This window comes from Hydrotalea sp. GW822-HT8A01 (assembly GCF_058798575.1).
This window is the reverse complement of record NZ_CM179506.1, coordinates 3,030,446-3,047,774: the sequence shown is the minus strand read 5'-3', so window position 1 is coordinate 3,047,774 and position 17,329 is coordinate 3,030,446. Positions and strand designations below refer to the sequence as shown.

The 17,329-nt window shown below is 35.4% G+C and carries 16 protein-coding genes; 9 read left to right on the top strand and 7 right to left on the bottom strand.

The genetic code is table 11. The annotated features are described in order from the left end of the window. Window positions 1-2: 2 nt before the first annotated feature. Genes AC3QLY_RS13520 through AC3QLY_RS13505 form a run of 4 tightly spaced genes read right to left on the bottom strand, consistent with a single transcriptional unit; the run spans window position 3 to window position 4,632 of the window. Entirely contained in the window at window positions 3-1,286 is a 1,284-nt protein-coding gene (locus AC3QLY_RS13520) for a TolC family protein (protein WP_492989872.1), read from the bottom strand. A gap of 56 nt (window positions 1,287-1,342) precedes the next feature. Further along, window positions 1,343-2,929, bottom strand: a complete 1,587-nt coding sequence (locus AC3QLY_RS13515; RefSeq protein ID WP_074420861.1) for a DHA2 family efflux MFS transporter permease subunit — start codon at window positions 2,927-2,929, stop codon at window positions 1,343-1,345. A 9-nt stretch (window positions 2,930-2,938) separates the two neighbouring features. Then, complete coding sequence (locus AC3QLY_RS13510; RefSeq protein ID WP_074420860.1) at window positions 2,939-3,985, bottom strand: HlyD family secretion protein; 1,047 nt, start codon at window positions 3,983-3,985, stop codon at window positions 2,939-2,941. A 20-nt stretch (window positions 3,986-4,005) separates the two neighbouring features. Next, on the bottom strand, window positions 4,006-4,632 hold the full coding sequence (locus AC3QLY_RS13505; RefSeq protein ID WP_074420859.1) for a TetR/AcrR family transcriptional regulator: 627 nt from the start codon (window positions 4,630-4,632) through the stop codon (window positions 4,006-4,008). 124 nt (window positions 4,633-4,756) lie between these two features. Between AC3QLY_RS13505 and AC3QLY_RS13500 the strand changes: the two genes are divergently transcribed. From AC3QLY_RS13500 to AC3QLY_RS13490, 3 genes are all read left to right on the top strand, one after another. After that, window positions 4,757-6,124, top strand: a complete 1,368-nt coding sequence (locus tag AC3QLY_RS13500) for a GH1 family beta-glucosidase (RefSeq protein ID WP_074420858.1) — start codon at window positions 4,757-4,759, stop codon at window positions 6,122-6,124. A gap of 8 nt (window positions 6,125-6,132) precedes the next feature. Further along, the gene (locus AC3QLY_RS13495; RefSeq protein ID WP_287100606.1) at window positions 6,133-7,392 is read left to right on the top strand and encodes a peroxiredoxin family protein; all 1,260 of its coding nucleotides are present in this window, start codon (window positions 6,133-6,135) and stop codon (window positions 7,390-7,392) included. Between the two features lie 116 nt (window positions 7,393-7,508). Then, window positions 7,509-7,973, top strand: coding sequence for a hypothetical protein (locus AC3QLY_RS13490; protein ID WP_074420857.1), 465 nt, complete (start codon window positions 7,509-7,511; stop codon window positions 7,971-7,973). Window positions 7,974-8,030: 57 nt separating this feature from the next. On the opposite strand, the gene AC3QLY_RS13485 is transcribed toward AC3QLY_RS13490, so the two are convergent. Further along, window positions 8,031-8,501, bottom strand: a complete 471-nt coding sequence (locus AC3QLY_RS13485) for a Dps family protein (protein WP_074420856.1) — start codon at window positions 8,499-8,501, stop codon at window positions 8,031-8,033. 351 nt (window positions 8,502-8,852) lie between these two features. On the opposite strand from AC3QLY_RS13485, the gene hisG reads away from it, so the two are divergent. The 6 genes from hisG (at window position 8,853) to hisB (ending at window position 15,242) form a co-directional block, all read left to right on the top strand. Then, window positions 8,853-9,716 (top strand): ATP phosphoribosyltransferase, encoded by an 864-nt coding sequence (gene hisG / locus AC3QLY_RS13480; protein ID WP_492989871.1) that lies wholly within the window; start codon window positions 8,853-8,855, stop codon window positions 9,714-9,716. Between the two features lie 12 nt (window positions 9,717-9,728). Then, window positions 9,729-11,012 carry a histidinol dehydrogenase gene (gene hisD, locus AC3QLY_RS13475; protein ID WP_074420344.1) on the top strand — a complete coding sequence of 428 codons (1,284 nt, stop codon included), beginning with the start codon at window positions 9,729-9,731 and terminating at the stop codon, window positions 11,010-11,012. A 31-nt stretch (window positions 11,013-11,043) separates the two neighbouring features. Continuing rightward, on the top strand, window positions 11,044-12,093 hold the full coding sequence (gene hisC / locus AC3QLY_RS13470) for a histidinol-phosphate transaminase (protein WP_492989870.1): 1,050 nt from the start codon (window positions 11,044-11,046) through the stop codon (window positions 12,091-12,093). A gap of 130 nt (window positions 12,094-12,223) precedes the next feature. Continuing rightward, window positions 12,224-13,525, top strand: coding sequence for a PQQ-dependent sugar dehydrogenase (locus tag AC3QLY_RS13465; RefSeq protein ID WP_492989869.1), 1,302 nt, complete (start codon window positions 12,224-12,226; stop codon window positions 13,523-13,525). Between the two features lie 111 nt (window positions 13,526-13,636). Next, a complete protein-coding gene (locus AC3QLY_RS13460) occupies window positions 13,637-14,062 on the top strand; it encodes a c-type cytochrome (RefSeq protein WP_074418127.1) in 426 nt (141 codons plus the stop codon). Window positions 14,063-14,099: 37 nt separating this feature from the next. Further along, window positions 14,100-15,242, top strand: a complete 1,143-nt coding sequence (gene hisB, locus AC3QLY_RS13455) for a bifunctional histidinol-phosphatase/imidazoleglycerol-phosphate dehydratase HisB (protein ID WP_074420342.1) — start codon at window positions 14,100-14,102, stop codon at window positions 15,240-15,242. 42 nt (window positions 15,243-15,284) lie between these two features. On the opposite strand, the gene nhaA is transcribed toward hisB, so the two are convergent. Further along, entirely contained in the window at window positions 15,285-16,496 is a 1,212-nt protein-coding gene (gene nhaA, locus AC3QLY_RS13450; RefSeq protein ID WP_074420341.1) for a Na+/H+ antiporter NhaA, read from the bottom strand. 95 nt (window positions 16,497-16,591) lie between these two features. Continuing rightward, a complete protein-coding gene (locus AC3QLY_RS13445) occupies window positions 16,592-17,320 on the bottom strand; it encodes a ThuA domain-containing protein (RefSeq protein ID WP_074420340.1) in 729 nt (242 codons plus the stop codon). Window positions 17,321-17,329: the final 9 nt, after the last annotated feature.

Genomic DNA, 17,329 nt, shown 5'->3' with positions numbered 1-17,329 from the left:
AATTACCAATACTTATAGCCAATTAATCGTGCTAATTCAATTTTAGCCAGGCATAATTGGTATTCATATTGCAATCTGGTTAAAGCAGCCCTTTGCACGTTGGTACTGGCATTGGTTAACTCTAAATTGGTGCCTGTACCATTTAAAAACCGGGAAGCGGCTAATTTTTCTGCATATACAGCTTCTTCAATTTGTCCGGTTGTATTTTGAATTCGTTCCATATTACTTTTAATATCGGTAAGGGCTTGCTGTATATCTTTTCGATAATTATTATTTAATGTTTCCTGTGCCAATTCATTTTGTTTTACAATATTTTGTGCCAGTTTAACCTGCTGTTTGGTTTTACCACCATTATAAATAGGAATGGTGATTCCAACACCTGCAACATAATTAAAACGGGGATTTTCAACTTCAGGAACATATCCATTTTTGTAACCTGCTGCTGCCTGTAAACCTACTATTGGTTTATTGGAAAGTTTGGCAATATTTACATCGCTTAAAGCCTCTTTTATTTTATCTTTCATAATAACAAAATCCATATTGGTGGCTTGTGCAATGCTGATTAAATCATCAATATTATTGGTAGCTGTTAAATCAAAATCGAATGTTGTTCCATTTTCAAAATTGGTGCCGGTAGTATATGCCAGTAAATTTAGTTGCTTTTGTAATGAATTTAGAAGATCAACTTTTCTGTTTTGTTCATTATCAATTGCGGCTTGTATATTCATTACATCAATTTTAAGTGCATCGCCATTTTTTAATTTTGCATCTACTATTTTTTTATTGTCATTTAAAAACTTTAAAACACTATCCTGAATTGCAATTGCTTTTTTCAAATAAACCATATTATAATAAATAATGGAAACCTGATTGGCTAATTGCGATTTTACATTTGCAAGATTATGTGTGGCAGTTTGCAATTCATCTTTCGATTTTTCAATATTGGCTTTCAATCTTCCAAAATCAAATAATGCATATTGCGCATTCATACTGGCATTCATACTGTTAACAGGCGCAAACTGAAAATCGGTACCACCTAATGGGATGGTGATTTTTGGTTGTACATATGCATAACTGGCATTACCGGTAATTTCCGGCATATTATTCAGTTTGGTAAGTTCTAATTTTTGTTGTGCAGTACTAATGGTATTATTTACTTCTTTTACTTTGGGATTAAAAGTAAAAGATTGATTAATCAAATTTTTTAATTCTGTGTTTACCTGCACTTGTGCCTGGCAAAAAACAGCTATTAAAGTAAATAATATTAAAAAATTATATTTTTTCATCTTTCCTTATTTTAATTCAATTGTTATGGTACGTTTAAACAATACTGGATGTTGACTTAATGCGCTTCACTGGCTGCTTTCATCATCGCTGCTTTCTCTGCTGCATTTTGTTTTTTTACTCTTAAAAATGCCACTAAAGGAATTACCATTACAAAAAATATAGCAATTAATCTAAACGTATCCAGATAAGCTAAGTAATAGGATTGCCTTTCTACTGAAGCATTGATAAAACCATAAGCCTGATGGGTTGCATCCTGTAAACTGGCGCCTGTTTTACTGATTAAATCCTGTGCAATGATTTGCACACGCTGTAATAGTAAAGGAGAACCTGATGGCATATTACTTACCAAATCACTCCTGTGTTGTGCATATTGGTGTGATATATAATTGTTGGCCATGGCAATACCAAATGCGCCACCTAATTGCCGGATCATATTATTTAATGAAATACCTGCAGCATAATCTTTGGGTTCAAGTCCGGCTACTGCCTGATTAATAAGTGGTAATTGTACCATTGAAATGCCAATTGCTCTCAATAATAATGGTACAAAGAAGTCCCATTTACCTACATCCGAACTTACTTCTGAGGTTAATACACTATAAGCTGCAAACAGTAAAAAACCTGCTACAACAAATGGAATGGGTGATACGCCTTTACTCATTATTTTTCCTACAATGGGCAGCATTACGACAGCAGCAAGTGTAGGGGGCAGTAGTGAAATGCCGGTATCGTATGCAGTAAAACCCAATATACGTTGTGCCAATACCGGATATACAAATACAGAAGTAAATAATCCCAATCCTGCAACGAAAGTAAAAATGGTGGTAAATGCCAGATTACGATTACCCAATACCCTTAAATTAACAGCAGGTTCTTTAATACTTAACTCATAAATAATAAAGCCTATTATACCTACCACTGCAATAACAGAACATATACGTATGGCAGAACTACTAAACCAATCATCTGCTTCACCCCGTTCCAATACAAATTGTAAACAGCCAATACCTGCTGCCAGCAATAGTATACCGTTGTAATCGATATGTATGGATTTTTTCTTTTTCCCTTCGCCTTCCTTTTTTTCAATAAAGTAGAAAGTAAGCATGGTAGCAATAATGCCAATAGGAATATTAATCATAAAAATCAGAGGCCAGGAAGCGTGGTCTATAATATATCCGCCAAGTGTTGGCCCCAGCGTTGGCCCCAGTACAATACCCATCCCAAACAATCCGGAAGCAATTGGGCGATCCTGTGGTTCAAATGCATCAAATAAAATGGCTTGGGAGGTAGATAGTAGCGCTCCACCTCCAATGCCCTGCACAAAGCGCCAAGCAATAATTTCAACCAGCGAGGAAGATTGGGCGCACATGTACGATGCTGCTGTAAAAATGATCATGGATACCAGATAATAATTTTTACGGCCAAAATATTCGGCTAAAAATCCGGTTAGGGGAATAATAATTACGTTTGCTATGGCATAAGAAGTAATTACCCAGCTAATATCTTCTATACTTACGCCCAAACTTCCACTCATATCATTTAAAGCCACATTTACAATAGATGTGTCAATTAATTCCATTACGGCTGCTGTAACGGTAGTTAACACAATAATGGTACGGGCAAATCCTTTTGGTGTAGCCATGAATTTTTTTTATTTGTTATTAGCAACTACATATACACTTAAACCGGCCCTCAATAAATCTTTGAATTGATCAATATTGTCGAAATTTATTTTAACAGGCACACGTTGGGTAACTTTTACAAAGTTGCCGCTAGAATTATCTGGAGGAAGCAAGGCAAATTTGGCACCTGTAGCATCACTTAAATTGGCAATGGTTCCTGTAATTTTTAAATTCGGATAAGCATCTATATTAATTTCAACTCTTTTGCCCCTATATAAATGGCGAAGCTGGTTTTCTTTAAAATTGGCCACTACCCAATAAGTACTATTGTCAACAATCGAAAACAATGGGGTGCCCTCTTGCACAAACTGGCCTTCGCTAACATTTCGTTTGCCAATTTTCCCCGATTGTGGCGCAAAAATTTTAGTGTAAGTTAATTTAAGTTTTTGTTGGTCAATTTTTGCTTGTTGCACAGCAATAGATGCTTCGGCTTTTTCAACTGATGCTCTTAACACAGCCAGTCTGCTATCGGCCGCATTATAATCCCTATGCGAGTTTTGATATTGCTGAAGTGCTGTTTCATAATTGTACTGTGTGTCGTCTAATTGTTTTTTGGTAATGGCTTCAGCTACAAATAAATTTTTATCTCTATTCAAATCCTGTTGCGCTTTCTTCAGTCTTAATTCGCTTAAGTCAATATTCCCTTTGTTTACTTTTAAAGTAACCAATGCATTATTTAAAGTAGCTCTGGCATTTACAATATCTATTTTTGTTTGAGCCAAAGTAGCCTCCATTTCTTTCAGTTGCAACAATAAATCTGCATCATCAATTTCTGCTACCAATTGTCCGGCTTTTACACTGTCATAATCTCTTATATACAATGTTTTAATATAACCTGAAATCCTGGGTAAAACAGGGGTAATTTGCCCCTCAACCTGAGCATCGTCGGTAGTTTCATGGGTTAGTGCAAATTTTATTTTATCGAAAATAAAATACCCTGCTATCAATAAAACCGCAATGAGTATAATTAATCTGATGGGTGATTTTTTCTTTTGTTCCTGTGCTTGCTGTTCCATGTATTTTGATGATTTATTTTTTATGATTGTAATAATGTAGAATGAACCATTTGTTGAATGTGTGTAACGAGTCGTTTCCTAAAATGTTCATCGGAGTAAGGATTAAAATCTTTATTACTTTCTCTGAAAATATATACACAACAAATTTGTTTCGATTTCAGTACCTGATTAATGGTACCGATAATGCTGGCAAAAAGGAGAGGAGCATCTACCTTTTTAAATACTTTTTTTCGAATACCTTTTTCAATAATTTTTGTAAAATTGTTGATGTTCTGCGTTACTATTTCAATCACTTTCTTATGCAAATCTTTTCGCTGCGAAACCAGCATTTCCTGTTCCATCACCTTATGAAAATCTGGATAGGATAAAAAGCGATCTACATAAGCTTCTATAATTAAATCAATTTTTTCAATTTCACTAAGGTTTTTATCATTTTCCAAATCCTCAATACGACCCCTTATATAACGAACCTTTTCTTCTACTATGGCTTCGAACAATTTCTCTTTTGAACCAAAATAGTAGTTTACCATAGCAAGATTCACTTCTGCTTTCTGTGCTAAATCACGAATTGAAGTGCCCTCAAATCCCTTTTCTGAAAAAAGGGAAATGGCGGTTTGTATAATCAATTCCTTCTTGTCTATACTCATAGTGTAACTATTAAAATGCAAATTTTAAACAAATGTTTGATTTAAACAAACGTTTGATTTATTTTTATCAAATTTTAATGTGTATATCAAAATAATCATGGAATTTTAGGACATTCAAACTAATATGTATACACCTACATCTACATCGTTCAATGCAGCTGATTTTGGTTCTGATTTTTTATGGGGCATTGCCATTGCAGCCGCACAAAATGAAGGTGCTCATAATTTATATGGACGCGGCCCTTCCATTTGGGATCAGTTTGCAATTCGTAGCGGAAAAATTAAGGGGAATGCCAAACCTGATGAGTGTTGCGATTTTTACCACCGTTATAAAAATGATTTGCAGTTGGTAAAACAGATGGGATTTAAAGTATTTCGTTTTTCAATTTCCTGGAGCCGAATTATACCGAATGGAACCGGTTCTGTGAATAAAGAAGGAATTCATTTTTATCATCATGTTATAGATGAATGCATTGCTTTAGGGTTAACACCCTGTATTACGCTCTATCATTGGGATTTACCATTGGCATTACAAAAGGAGGGTGGATGGACTTCTCATTCCTTACTAAAATGGTTTACAAAATATGTTACGGTTTGTATGCACGAATATGGCAACAAAGTAAAGCAGTGGATTATTCTGAATGAACCAATGGGCTTTACCTCATTGGGATATATGCTGGGTAAACATGCACCAGGAAAATCGGGTATACAACAATTTTTTGCTGCTGTACACAATGCAGTATTGGCTCAGGCTGAAGGCGGCAGAATTGTTCGTGCAATGGTGCCGGACGCAATGATTGGAACCACATTTTCGTGCAGTGAAGTTGTACCGGCTTCAGAAAAAAAAGAAGATATTGTGGCATCCAAAAAAATTGATATTTTATTTAACCGATTATTTATTGAACCTGCCTTGGGTATGGGTTATCCTTCGGATGATTTTATTTTAATGGATCGATTGCACCTATATACCAAAGCATGGAAATATACGGAAAGGATGAAATTTGATTTTGATTTTATCGGCCTTCAAAATTATTTTCCCGTTACGGTAGCCCATCAGGCTATGATTCCTTATGTGCAGGCTATTGAGGTGAAAGCTGCCAAACGTAAAGTACCGCATACTGATTTAGGCTGGGAAATTAATGCAAAAAGTTTTTATAATATTTTAAAACAGTTCGCAGATTATCCGAATGTAAATAAAATGATTATAACTGAAAATGGTGCCTGCTTTAAAGATAAACTGCACAATGGTATGATTCATGATGTGCAGCGTATTGCATATTTTAAGAGTTATTTAAGGACACTGTTACAAGCAAAAAAAGATGGAATACCTATAAAAGGATATTATGTATGGACATTAACCGATAATTTTGAATGGTCAGAAGGTTTTCAGGCTCCATTTGGGTTGGTGCATGTTGATTTTAAAACGCAACAACGTACCATCAAAAATTCAGGTTTCTGGTGGCAGCAATTTTTATTGAACACAAATCAATGATTAAAACAATGATTAAAGCAATAATGCAAAACGAGCAACGAAAATTCATTTTAATTTTTCTTTTCATTACTTTTTTTGTTACACAACAAGTAAATGCCCAAAGTATTTGGACTGCAGGTATGAAACGTCCGGATGGGAATACTATAGTATTTAATTTTCAATTAGCTACCCTGCAGCACAAAACCGTTTTGTATCTGTTAAATGGTTCGGATAAATTTTTGGTGGACAGTGTTCAATTCAGAAACGATTCTGTTTTTATACAGATGCCCGTATTTGAATCACAGTTTAAAGCCAAAGTACTGGCACCTGATTTATGGCAGGGGGTTTGGAAAAAAGGAACCTCTGCAATACCTGTTGAATTACCTTTTACAGCAACGGTTCAACCAGATAAATTTCAACAAACAAGCCCTGCTTCCGCTAATTTATCGGGCAGATGGCAGGTAACATTCACCAGACCCAATGGAACTTTACGGCCTGCCATTGCCGAATTTAAACAAACCGGTAATATTATAACGGGCACATTCTTAACACCCAGTGGCGATTACAGATACCTGAGCGGAATTGTAACCGGCGATACATTAAAGCTCTCTACTTTTGATGGAGGCCATGCTTATCTTTTTCATGCCATTGCTGAAAACGACAGCATTTTAAAAAATGGCTTTTTTTATTCTGATGCTACGGCTACTGAAAAATTTTCTGCTGTTAAAAACAGAAACGCACAATTGCCCGATTCAATTGCTGCCACTTATATGAAACCCGGTGAAACAACATTGCATTTTACTTTTCCCGATTTAAATCATCATCCGGTTTCTTTGCAGGATGCTGCGTTTAAAAATAAAGTAGTGGTTTTGCAAATTATGGGTTCCTGGTGCCCTAACTGCATGGATGAAACACAATTTCTCAGTAAGTTTTATGATGCCTATAAAGATAAAGGCGTTGCAGTAATTGCTTTGGCTTATGAATTGAGTACTGACTTTAACCGATCAAAAGCCAGTCTTGAAAAATTTCAGCATCGGTTTAATGTACAATATCCCATTTTAATTACAGGCGCTGCGGTAAATGATAGTTTGAAAACAGAGAAAACTTTACCGGCTTTACAGTCCATTAAAGTATTTCCAACGCTTATCTTTATTGGTAAAGATGGGAAAGTTGCCAAAATAGATACCGGCTTTTATGGCCCGGGTTCAGGTGAATATTATAAAAAATTTCAGGAAGATTTTGAACATACCATACAATATTTGTTGCAGCAAAATAGTACTACAGAATAATTCTAAGTATTTGTGAAATTTTAAGCAACGGATTGTAACTTTATCTATCAACATTTCCGGGTATATAAAATAATGTAAATAATTATTTCATTCATTCACTAAAACTGTATTGCTATATGAAAACAATTCGTCAATTTTTAATTGCTATACTAATTATTGCAGCACTTACTGCATTGTATATTGGATTTAGCTTAATCAACGATTCCAGTGGCCGTTCATTAGGATTGTCATACGATGATTTACAAGGCACTCCATTTTCATCTTATAGCACACCGGGTTGGTTATTGGTTGTTTTTATTGGCTTGGGAAGCCTGATTGCAGCCTGGAGCTGCATACAGCATATTGCATTTCATCCTATTCTTGTTATGGCAGAAGGAATTATTTTTGCTATTTGGATTATAATACAAATTACCATTACCGGTAACATTAATTTCCCTATTATTTTGTTTGCATTGTTTGCACTTGCCCTTATTTTATTAGGCAATCTGTTACGCAAAAAAATGTTACAACCTACGCACCACCCACCACAAACCCACCAACACAAGCATCGCGGTAAAAAAACAGCTTCACATAAAAAGTAGTTTCACAAAAAAACCGGGTAGTGTCCCGGCTTTTATGCGCTAAAATTGCTTCAACTTTTATTTAAGATAACTTCTTACAAACCATGCCCATTTTTCGTGCATTTTCAACAAACCGGTTAAAAAATCTGCATTTCCCAAATCCTTGTATTCGTCAGAAAATAAAACAATATCGTTGCGTAAACTGCGAATCATGGTTTCGTGATCATTCAACAAATTTTCTAATTGTTTCTTTTGGTTATTGGTATATTCTTCTTCCAATAAGTTGGTTAAGGCTAAAAAATCTTTTAATCTTCCTTCAGCATAATGGCCCAACATTCTTACCCTTTCTGCAATTTCATCAATTATTTCATCAATACCATTGTACATATCCTCATAAAACTTGTGCATTTCCATAAAATTACTGCCTTCAATATTCCAATGACAATTTCGTACTTTGGTGTATAGTACATATTCATCGGCCAATATCTGGTTTAATTTTTTGGCTGCTGATTGTGCATGTTGATCGTTGATTCCAATATTTGCTTTCATAAATTTTATTTTTAATGGTTCCTTACAAATTTATTGAATAAATTGAAATATCTTGTTATAAGATTGCTATATTTTGCAACTATCATTCATTGCAATGGTTATTGTTCAATTTATAACACCGGTGTTTGAGTTTTTTCAAAAAAAAATTTCTCTATTCCAATCAATGCCTTAGCTTTGCAGCGAAATAAAAAACAAATGAATTTAAATAACGTATACATGCATCATCATACACTGCCACCTTTGTAAGCAGATGATGTTTTGTGTTTATACTTTCCATAACATTAGAAGCTTACTCCGGTAAGCTTTTTTTATTTTACAAACCTTGACAAATAGGTGAAAAACAAAAATGATATGCAAAACGAAAAATTAAAATTGGCTATTCAAAAAAGTGGAAGACTACATGATGATTCAATGAAATTATTGAAAGAATGTGGTATTGATATTACCAATGGTGTAAATAAATTAAAAACCGAAGCAAGTAATTTCCCGATTGAAGTATTTTTTCTGAGAGATGATGATATACCGCAATATGTAGAAGATGCTGTTGCAGATATTGGATTTGTTGGTGAAAATGTGGTATATGAAAAAAATAAAAAAGTAGCGGTGGTTGAAAAATTAGGATTTGGTAAATGCCGTTTGTCTATTGCCGTTAAAAAAGGTGATGTGTATGCAGGCCCCGAATATTTACAGGGTAAAAAAATTGCAACCAGTTATCCCGTTTTATTACAACAATACTTACAACAAAAAAATATCAATGCCGAAATACATGAAATTAGCGGCAGTGTTGAAATTGCGCCGGGAATTGGTTTAGCAGATGCTATTTGTGATTTGGTAAGCAGCGGTTCAACTTTATTTATGAATGGATTGGCAGAATCGGAAGTAATTTTAAATTCACAGGCAGTATTAATTCAAAATGAACAATTGCCACAGCACAAACAACAATTACTGAACAAATTATTGTTTCGTATACAGGCAGTAAAAAAAGCTAAGAATAACAAATACGTTTTATTAAATGCACCCAACCATAAATTAACTGAAATCATTGCTTTGTTGCCGGGTATGAAAAGCCCAACGGTACTGCCTTTGGCAGAAAAAGGGTGGAGTAGTGTGCATAGTGTATTAAGTGAAAATCAATTTTGGGATATTATTGAACAATTAAAAAATGCCGGCGCTCAGGGCATTTTAGTAGTACCCATTGAAAAAATGATTATTTAAATAAATTTTACCATGCAAGTTTTTGAAAATCCTGCTCCTCAAGTTTGGAAAGAATTATTACAACGTCCCGTTTTTGATAATACCGGTTTACAGGCTACCGTACAAAATATTTTAAAAGAAGTAAAACTAAACGGAGATGCAGCCATACGTTCATTTACACTTTCATTAGATAAAGTTTTATTGGAAGATATAGCAGTGCAGGAAGCTGAGATTGCATCTGCAAGCTTCAAAATAAAACCTGAACTTAAAAATGCCATTCAGGTTGCGGCCAATAACATTACATTATTTCATGAAAAGCAATTACAACCAGTTGAGAAAATTGAAACAATGCCAGGTGTTGTATGCTGGCGTAAATCAGTACCTATTGATAAAGTTGGATTATATATTCCAGGAGGTTCAGCGCCATTATTTTCAACTTTATTGATGTTAGCTATTCCTGCAAAAATTGCCGGTTGTAAAGAAATTGTTTTGTGTACGCCTCCACGTAAAGATGGTACCGTTAATGAAGTAATATTATATACGGCATCCTTACTTGGAATTAAAAAAGTATTCAGTATTGGAGGAGTACAGGCTATTGGCGCCATGGCATACGGCACCAATACCATACCGCAGGTATATAAAATTTTTGGACCAGGTAATCAGTATGTAACCGCTGCTAAGCAATTGATACAACAGGAGGGTGTTGCTATTGACATGCCTGCCGGCCCCAGCGAAGTATGCGTATTGGCCGATGAAACGGCTAATGCAGCATTTATTGCAGCAGATTTATTATCGCAGGCTGAGCATGGACCAGATAGTCAGGTAATGTTGGTAACAACACATGCTTCATTGGTAACCTTGGTCTTGGAGGAAATTGAAAAGCAACTAAAGATGCTGCCTCGTAAAACATTAGCTAAAAAATCTTTGGATAATAGCAAATGTATTGTACTTCAAAAAATGGAGGAAGCCATAGCATTTGTAAATGCTTATGCAGCCGAACATTTAATTCTGCACTGCCGGCAACCGGAACTGATTGCCGAACAAATTACCAATGCAGGTTCTGTATTTTTAGGTGTATTTTCTCCTGAAAGTGTGGGTGATTATGCCAGTGGTACCAATCATACTTTACCTACCAACGGGTTTGCAAAAGCCTATAGTGGCGTAAGTGTAGACTCATTTGTAAAAAAAATTACCTATCAGCAACTAACACAGGATGGATTGGCATTAATTGGCCCATCAGTAGCATTAATGGCAGCGGCAGAAGGATTGGATGCGCACCGTAATGCTGTTCAAATCCGATTAAATACGATGGAATAATGTTTCTCGCAAACGCATAAATTCATAGATCATGTCATTCTCATTACAAAAATTAATTAGAAAAAATATTGCTGCATTAAAACCCTACTCCTCTGCAAGAGATGAATTTAGCGGGGACGCTTCGGTTTTTTTAGATGCCAATGAAAACAGTCTGGGTTCTCCATTACTGAAATGGTATAACCGTTATCCCGATCCGCATCAAAAAAAATTAAAAGCTGCCATTAGCTCTGTAAAATCAGTTCCCGCCTCACAAATATTTTTAGGGAATGGTAGTGATGAATGTATTGATGTACTATACAGAACTTTTTGTGAACCGGGAGTTGATAATGTAATTATTTGCCCGCCTACCTACGGCATGTACGAGGTATCGGCTGCCATTAATAATATTGAAATAAGAAAAGCACCTTTAACAGAGCATTTTCAGTTAGACACCATTCATTTGGAAAATTTGGTAGATATCCATACCAAAATTATTTGGCTTTGTTCTCCCAACAATCCAACCGGTAATTCATTGAATCGGGTTGATATTGAAACCATTCTCAACAATTACAACGGCATTGTTGTAATAGATGAGGCATACATTAATTTTTCGTGCCAAAAATCTTTTATTCAGGAGCTATCCAATTATCCTAATCTTGTTATTCTGCAAACTTTTAGTAAAGCCTGGGGACTGGCCGGTTTACGATTGGGAATGGCCTTTGCACATGAACCGATTGTGGAAATAATGGATAAAGTAAAACCGCCATATAATATCAATCAGGTTACACAGGATTTGGTAACAGATGCATTGCAGGAAGTAGGTATGGTAAATGATATGATTAAAGAATTAGTAGCCATGCGTGGAGCATTGGCCAAAGTGTTTCAACAAATACCGGTGGTAGAGAAAGTGTATCCATCGGATGCTAATTTTTTATTGGTTAAGGTAAAAAATGCATCATCGGTTTATAACTATTTATTAACAAAAGGCATTGTGGTGCGTGATAGAAGTAATGTGCAGCTGTGCGAAGGTTGTTTGCGCATTACCATTGGTACTGAAAAAGAAAACACTTTATTGGTAGATGCCCTTGCAGCCATTGAATAACATTGAATTATTCGCTTCAAAACTAAAATCTTTATCTATCTTTAGAAGCCCAAAAACAATTGAAGCTAATTTCAATCATTTAAAAACTATCTTCTCGCATTTTCTCACTTGTAATATAAAATATATGCGTATGAAAAAATTAATTTTATCATTAGCGGTAACTGCTCTCTCAGTATTGTTTGTTCAGGCGCACAATGCTGTTTACAGTGATTCCACCATACAAAAATCGGGTACTATTGTGCCTGATCCGGATAATGCAGGCCTGATTTTACCCAAAGGATTTGGTGCTTTAAAAGTAACTGATACTTATGGTAAGCCCAGGCATATTGCTGTAACTCCGGAAGGATATATTTATGTAAAATTGGCTCGTTTATTTAACGGCAATGGTATTTATTTACTGAAAGATAAAAATGGTGATGGAAGGGTGGATGAAGGTACCGGTTTTGGAAATTATATAGGTACTGGTATAGCATTGAAAAACAATTACTTATACGCTTCATCCGATGAAAATGTTTATCGTTATAAACTAAATAATCAGCATGAGGTATTAACACCCAATCAACCTGAAGAAATTGTTCATGGGTTATTGAACAGAAGAGAACATGAATCAAAATCCATTACATTAGATAATGATGGCAATATTTATGTAAATGTTGGTGCTTACTCCAATGCCTGCCAGGTACAAGACAGAGTAGCCGGCAGTCCGGGTATGAAGCCCTGCCCCATATTAGATTCTGCCGGAGGTATTTGGCAATTTAAAGCCGATCAACTCCATCAATCTTACGGTAACGGTGTACATTATGCTACTGGTGTGCGTAATACAGTAGGGATAGACTGGAATACACAAACCAATTCACTGTTTGTTATGCAACATGGTCGTGATCAGTTGCATGATAACTGGCCCAATTTATATACCATACAACAAAGTGCCGAATTACCGGCTGAATGTATGTATGAATTGTATAAAGGTGCGAATGCCGGATGGCCATATATTTATTACGATCAAATACAACACAAAAAAATTTTAGCGCCCGAATATGGTGGCGATGGTAAAAAAACAGCAGGTGAAGATGCCATCAATCCTGTTATTGCGTTTCCCGGTCATTTAGCCCCGGATGGTCTATTATTTTATACCGGAAATATGTTTCCTGAAAAATACAAACATGGCGCTTTCATTGCATTTCATGGTAGTTGGAACAGGGCACCTTTACCACAGGAAGGCTATTATGTAGTATTTGTACCTTTTAAAGATGGAAAGCCTACTGGAAAATGGGAAGTATTTGCAAATGGTTTTGCAGGAAAAGCACCCATCACATCGGCTCGAAATGCACACCGTCCCTGTGGTTTAGCGCAAGGCCCTGATGGTTCTTTATATGTAACCGACGATAATAAAGGTGCCATTTACAGAATTATTTATACCGGTAAGGAATAATGCCATATACATGATAATAGATTTTTTGTAAGACATAAAATATGCTTTACTAAGGATGGTGCTCATGATGTTTGAAAAAATTACTGAATTCCAAATTATTAATTTTTATACATGTTAAAAAAATATAGTTTTTTAATTATTGGTTTGTTTTTTATTTGGATATTTTCCGCTGCTATCCCCCCATTTCAAAATACAAGCAATAAAGCATCCATGCAGCGCGGAGAAAAAGTGTATAATAAAGTTTGTCTTCCCTGCCATATGGCCGATGGGGGAGGTGTTCCTAATATGAATCCGCCACTCATTCAAACTTCTTATGTACTGGGTGATAAAACAAAATTGATTTCAATTGTTTTGCATGGCATGACCGACAGAGTTGCTATTGATGGTGATTATTATTCGAATAATATGGCACCTCATAATGATTTAACAGATCAACAAATTGCAGATGTACTCACTTTTGTACGCAACAATTTTGGTAACAAAGCCAGTGCCATTACTCCGAGTGAAGTGAGATTAGTAAGATTTAAAAAACAGTAATTACAAATTATTCTTTTCAGATTATATCTCTTCATGCATGAAAAAAATATTATTTATTGATCGTGACGGTACGATTATTAATGAAGTTCCACCCACTTACCAGATAGACAGTTTTGAAAAATTAAGTTTTTACCCAAAGGTATTTCGTTATTTGGGTTTAATTGCAACAGAATTAGATTTTGAATTGGTGATGGTAACCAATCAGGATGGCCTGGGTACAACTGCTTTTCCGGAAAATAGTTTTTGGCCGGTGCAAGATTTTATAATGGAATGTTTATCACAGGAGGGAATTGAATTTAGTGCGGTACATATTGATAAAAGTTTTCCTGAAGAAAATGCCCCAACCAGAAAACCCGGCACTGGAATGTTAACTGAATACATCAATAATAGTAACTACGATCTGGAACATTCATATGTAATTGGTGATAGAATTACCGATGTACAGTTGGCTAAAAATTTAGGTTGCAAAGCTATTTGGCTGAATATGGATGAAACCTTAGGAAGTAATGAAATACAACAGCATGCCAGTACTGAGTTAGAACCCTGTATTGCATTGAAAACATTAGACTGGAGTGATATTTATGCATTCTTAAAATTAAAAAGCAGAACTGTTATTCATGAGCGTAAAACCAATGAAACAAAAATTTTTATAGAGTTAAATCTGGATGGGAATGGCACTTCAGAAATTCATACAGGCATTGGTTTCTTTGATCATATGTTAGATCAGGTGGCCAGACATGGCAAAATTGATTTAAAAATTAATGCACAGGGCGATTTACATATTGATGAACACCATACCATAGAAGATACAGGCATTGCACTGGGCGAAGCATTTGCCTTGGCATTACAGGATAAAAGAGGCATGGAGCGTTACGGCTTTGCATTACCCATGGATGACGCTTCGGCGAAAGTGTTGATTGATTTTGGCGGTAGAAACTGGTTGGTTTGGGATGCTGAATTTAAACGTGAAAAAATTGGTGACATGCCCACTGAAATGTTTTTTCATTTTTTTAAATCGTTTACAGATGCAGCTAAATGCAACTTAAATGTTTCCTGCAAAGGAGAAAATGAGCACCATAAAATTGAAGCCATTTTTAAAGCCTTTGCAAAAGCCATTAAAATGGCTATTAAAAGAGATCCGTTTAGTAATTATTTACCCAGCACAAAAGGGATTTTGTAATGATAATTTTTATTGAAATAGTAGCCATTAAAATGTGGTAACCTATTTACTTGTTTTTTTTATAATAACAGGTTTCCCGTTTATTTTCAACCAAAAATAACCAAACAGCATGGCAATAATGGTGGCCAGCAATACAGATATTTTAGCCACATCTTGTTCTGTAGTTGTTTTAAAAGCAAGTGTTGCAATAAAAATACTCATGGTAAAGCCAATGCCTGCCAACATTCCGGCACCTATCATATGATGCCAGTTTACCTTGGCCGGTAAAACTGCCCAGCCTCGTTTTACAATTAAATAGGAAATACCGCAAATACCTAATGGCTTTCCAATCACCAATCCGGCAATGATGCCCCAACTTAATGAACTATCCAATGCGTCAGTAAAGTGGCTGGGTAATATTATGGCAGTATTGGCCAGTGCAAAGATGGGTATGATGATAAAATAAACCGGAAGATGCAATTTAACTTCAAAATTTACAATGTCTTTAATGGGTATAAAAAATGCAAATAGTACACCTGCTACCGTTGCATGTATACCTGAGTTAAACATAAAATACCAGAGTAAAATTCCTGATATAATATGCATCCAGCCAAATTTTTTATTGGAACGTTGTAACCACCAGAGCAAAACAATGGTTATTGTGCAGCCTAATAAATAGCCTAAATGTAATTTTCCACCATAAAAAAGTGCAATAACAACGATAGCACCCAAATCATCAATAATAGCCAATGCCGTTAAAAATATTTTAAGATTTACCGGTACTTTATTGCCTAATAAAGAAGCAATACCTAATGAAAAAGCAATATCTGTTGCAGTTGGAATAGCCCATCCGCTCATAAATGCCGTATCGCGGTTAAACTGAATGAATAAAATGGCCGGCACCAGCATGCCGCCCACAGCACCTAAAGAAGGAAGTAAAGCTTTTCTTAATGTATTCAATTCGCCCTGTACAACTTCTCTTTTTATTTCCATGCCTGCCAGGAAGAAAAAAAATGCCATTAAGAAATCATTGATTATCAAAACAGGCGAATTGGGTAAATGAATACCGAATATATTGAAACTGTGTGCTTCTGTTCCATTAAAATGAATATGCCAGATATGTGTAAAGTGCACTCCTAAATTTGGAATATTGCTGAGTAATAATGAAAGTGCAGTACATGCCAATAATATAATACCAATTGACCTGCTATCATGCATAAATGCTAATAGCGGATAAAACCATTTTTGTGTTTCTTTTTTGTGGGTAACACTCATATACAAATTATTTAAGCAGTTAATTGAAATGAAGCTGATCTTATATGCATCATTTCAATTAGGTAATGTTAGAATTCAATGAAGCAGAAAAATGGTTATTGTTTTTGATGCATGGCATACAAAATACCTCCCAACAAATGCCCCAGAAATAGTGGATCACTATAAGATGCATCGGTATGGCCTAAAGCAGTGTAGAATGCTCGGCCGCCATCAAATGAATGATACCAACTCATAGGATGGTAATCGCCATTTTCACCACCTTTATAACTTTTTTCATTAATGGTTATCAATACATGTACACTGTCCCAATGTGTATCTTTAAAATTATACCATTCATCCCAACGGTTCCATGTTGACGGTAGATGTTTGGTAGCAATGAATTTTTTATCTACTATATTTAGTTCAGCGTTTTGCTGTGCGGGATGGCTTTTGAAATAGGCGCCCACTAATCGGTTGTACCAAGGCCAGCCATATTCCGTATCGGTAGCTGCATGTACACCCACAAAACCACCTCCGTATTCAATATATTGTTGAAATGCCTGTTTTTGTTCAGCATTTAAAACAGTACCTGTTGTACTTAAAAAAATAACAGCCTTATATTGTTTCAGATTTTGTTCTGTAAACGCAGCACCATCGGTAGTAGTATCTACTATAAAATGATTCTCTTTTCCCAACTTTTCAATGGCTTTAATACCTGCAGCAATGGATTCATGGTGATATCCCATTGTTTTGCTGAATACCAAAACTTTCGCTTCTTTTTTTGAAAAAGAACTTATGAATACAAATGCGAATAAATAAATGATATTTTTAAAAAACGTTTTCATATTGCAATG

Coding starts and splice junctions, on each gene's coding strand:
- AC3QLY_RS13520 (WP_492989872.1), bottom strand. CDS start 1,286: ATGAAAAAATATAATTTTTTAATATTATTTACTTTAATAGCTGTTTTT.
- AC3QLY_RS13515 (WP_074420861.1), bottom strand. CDS start 2,929: ATGGCTACACCAAAAGGATTTGCCCGTACCATTATTGTGTTAACTACC.
- AC3QLY_RS13510 (WP_074420860.1), bottom strand. CDS start 3,985: ATGGAACAGCAAGCACAGGAACAAAAGAAAAAATCACCCATCAGATTA.
- AC3QLY_RS13505 (WP_074420859.1), bottom strand. CDS start 4,632: ATGAGTATAGACAAGAAGGAATTGATTATACAAACCGCCATTTCCCTT.
- AC3QLY_RS13500 (WP_074420858.1), top strand. CDS start 4,757: ATGTATACACCTACATCTACATCGTTCAATGCAGCTGATTTTGGTTCT.
- AC3QLY_RS13495 (WP_287100606.1), top strand. CDS start 6,133: ATGATTAAAGCAATAATGCAAAACGAGCAACGAAAATTCATTTTAATT.
- AC3QLY_RS13490 (WP_074420857.1), top strand. CDS start 7,509: ATGAAAACAATTCGTCAATTTTTAATTGCTATACTAATTATTGCAGCA.
- AC3QLY_RS13485 (WP_074420856.1), bottom strand. CDS start 8,501: ATGAAAGCAAATATTGGAATCAACGATCAACATGCACAATCAGCAGCC.
- hisG (WP_492989871.1), top strand. CDS start 8,853: ATGCAAAACGAAAAATTAAAATTGGCTATTCAAAAAAGTGGAAGACTA.
- hisD (WP_074420344.1), top strand. CDS start 9,729: ATGCAAGTTTTTGAAAATCCTGCTCCTCAAGTTTGGAAAGAATTATTA.
- hisC (WP_492989870.1), top strand. CDS start 11,044: ATGTCATTCTCATTACAAAAATTAATTAGAAAAAATATTGCTGCATTA.
- AC3QLY_RS13465 (WP_492989869.1), top strand. CDS start 12,224: ATGAAAAAATTAATTTTATCATTAGCGGTAACTGCTCTCTCAGTATTG.
- AC3QLY_RS13460 (WP_074418127.1), top strand. CDS start 13,637: ATGTTAAAAAAATATAGTTTTTTAATTATTGGTTTGTTTTTTATTTGG.
- hisB (WP_074420342.1), top strand. CDS start 14,100: ATGAAAAAAATATTATTTATTGATCGTGACGGTACGATTATTAATGAA.
- nhaA (WP_074420341.1), bottom strand. CDS start 16,496: ATGAGTGTTACCCACAAAAAAGAAACACAAAAATGGTTTTATCCGCTA.
- AC3QLY_RS13445 (WP_074420340.1), bottom strand. CDS start 17,320: ATGAAAACGTTTTTTAAAAATATCATTTATTTATTCGCATTTGTATTC.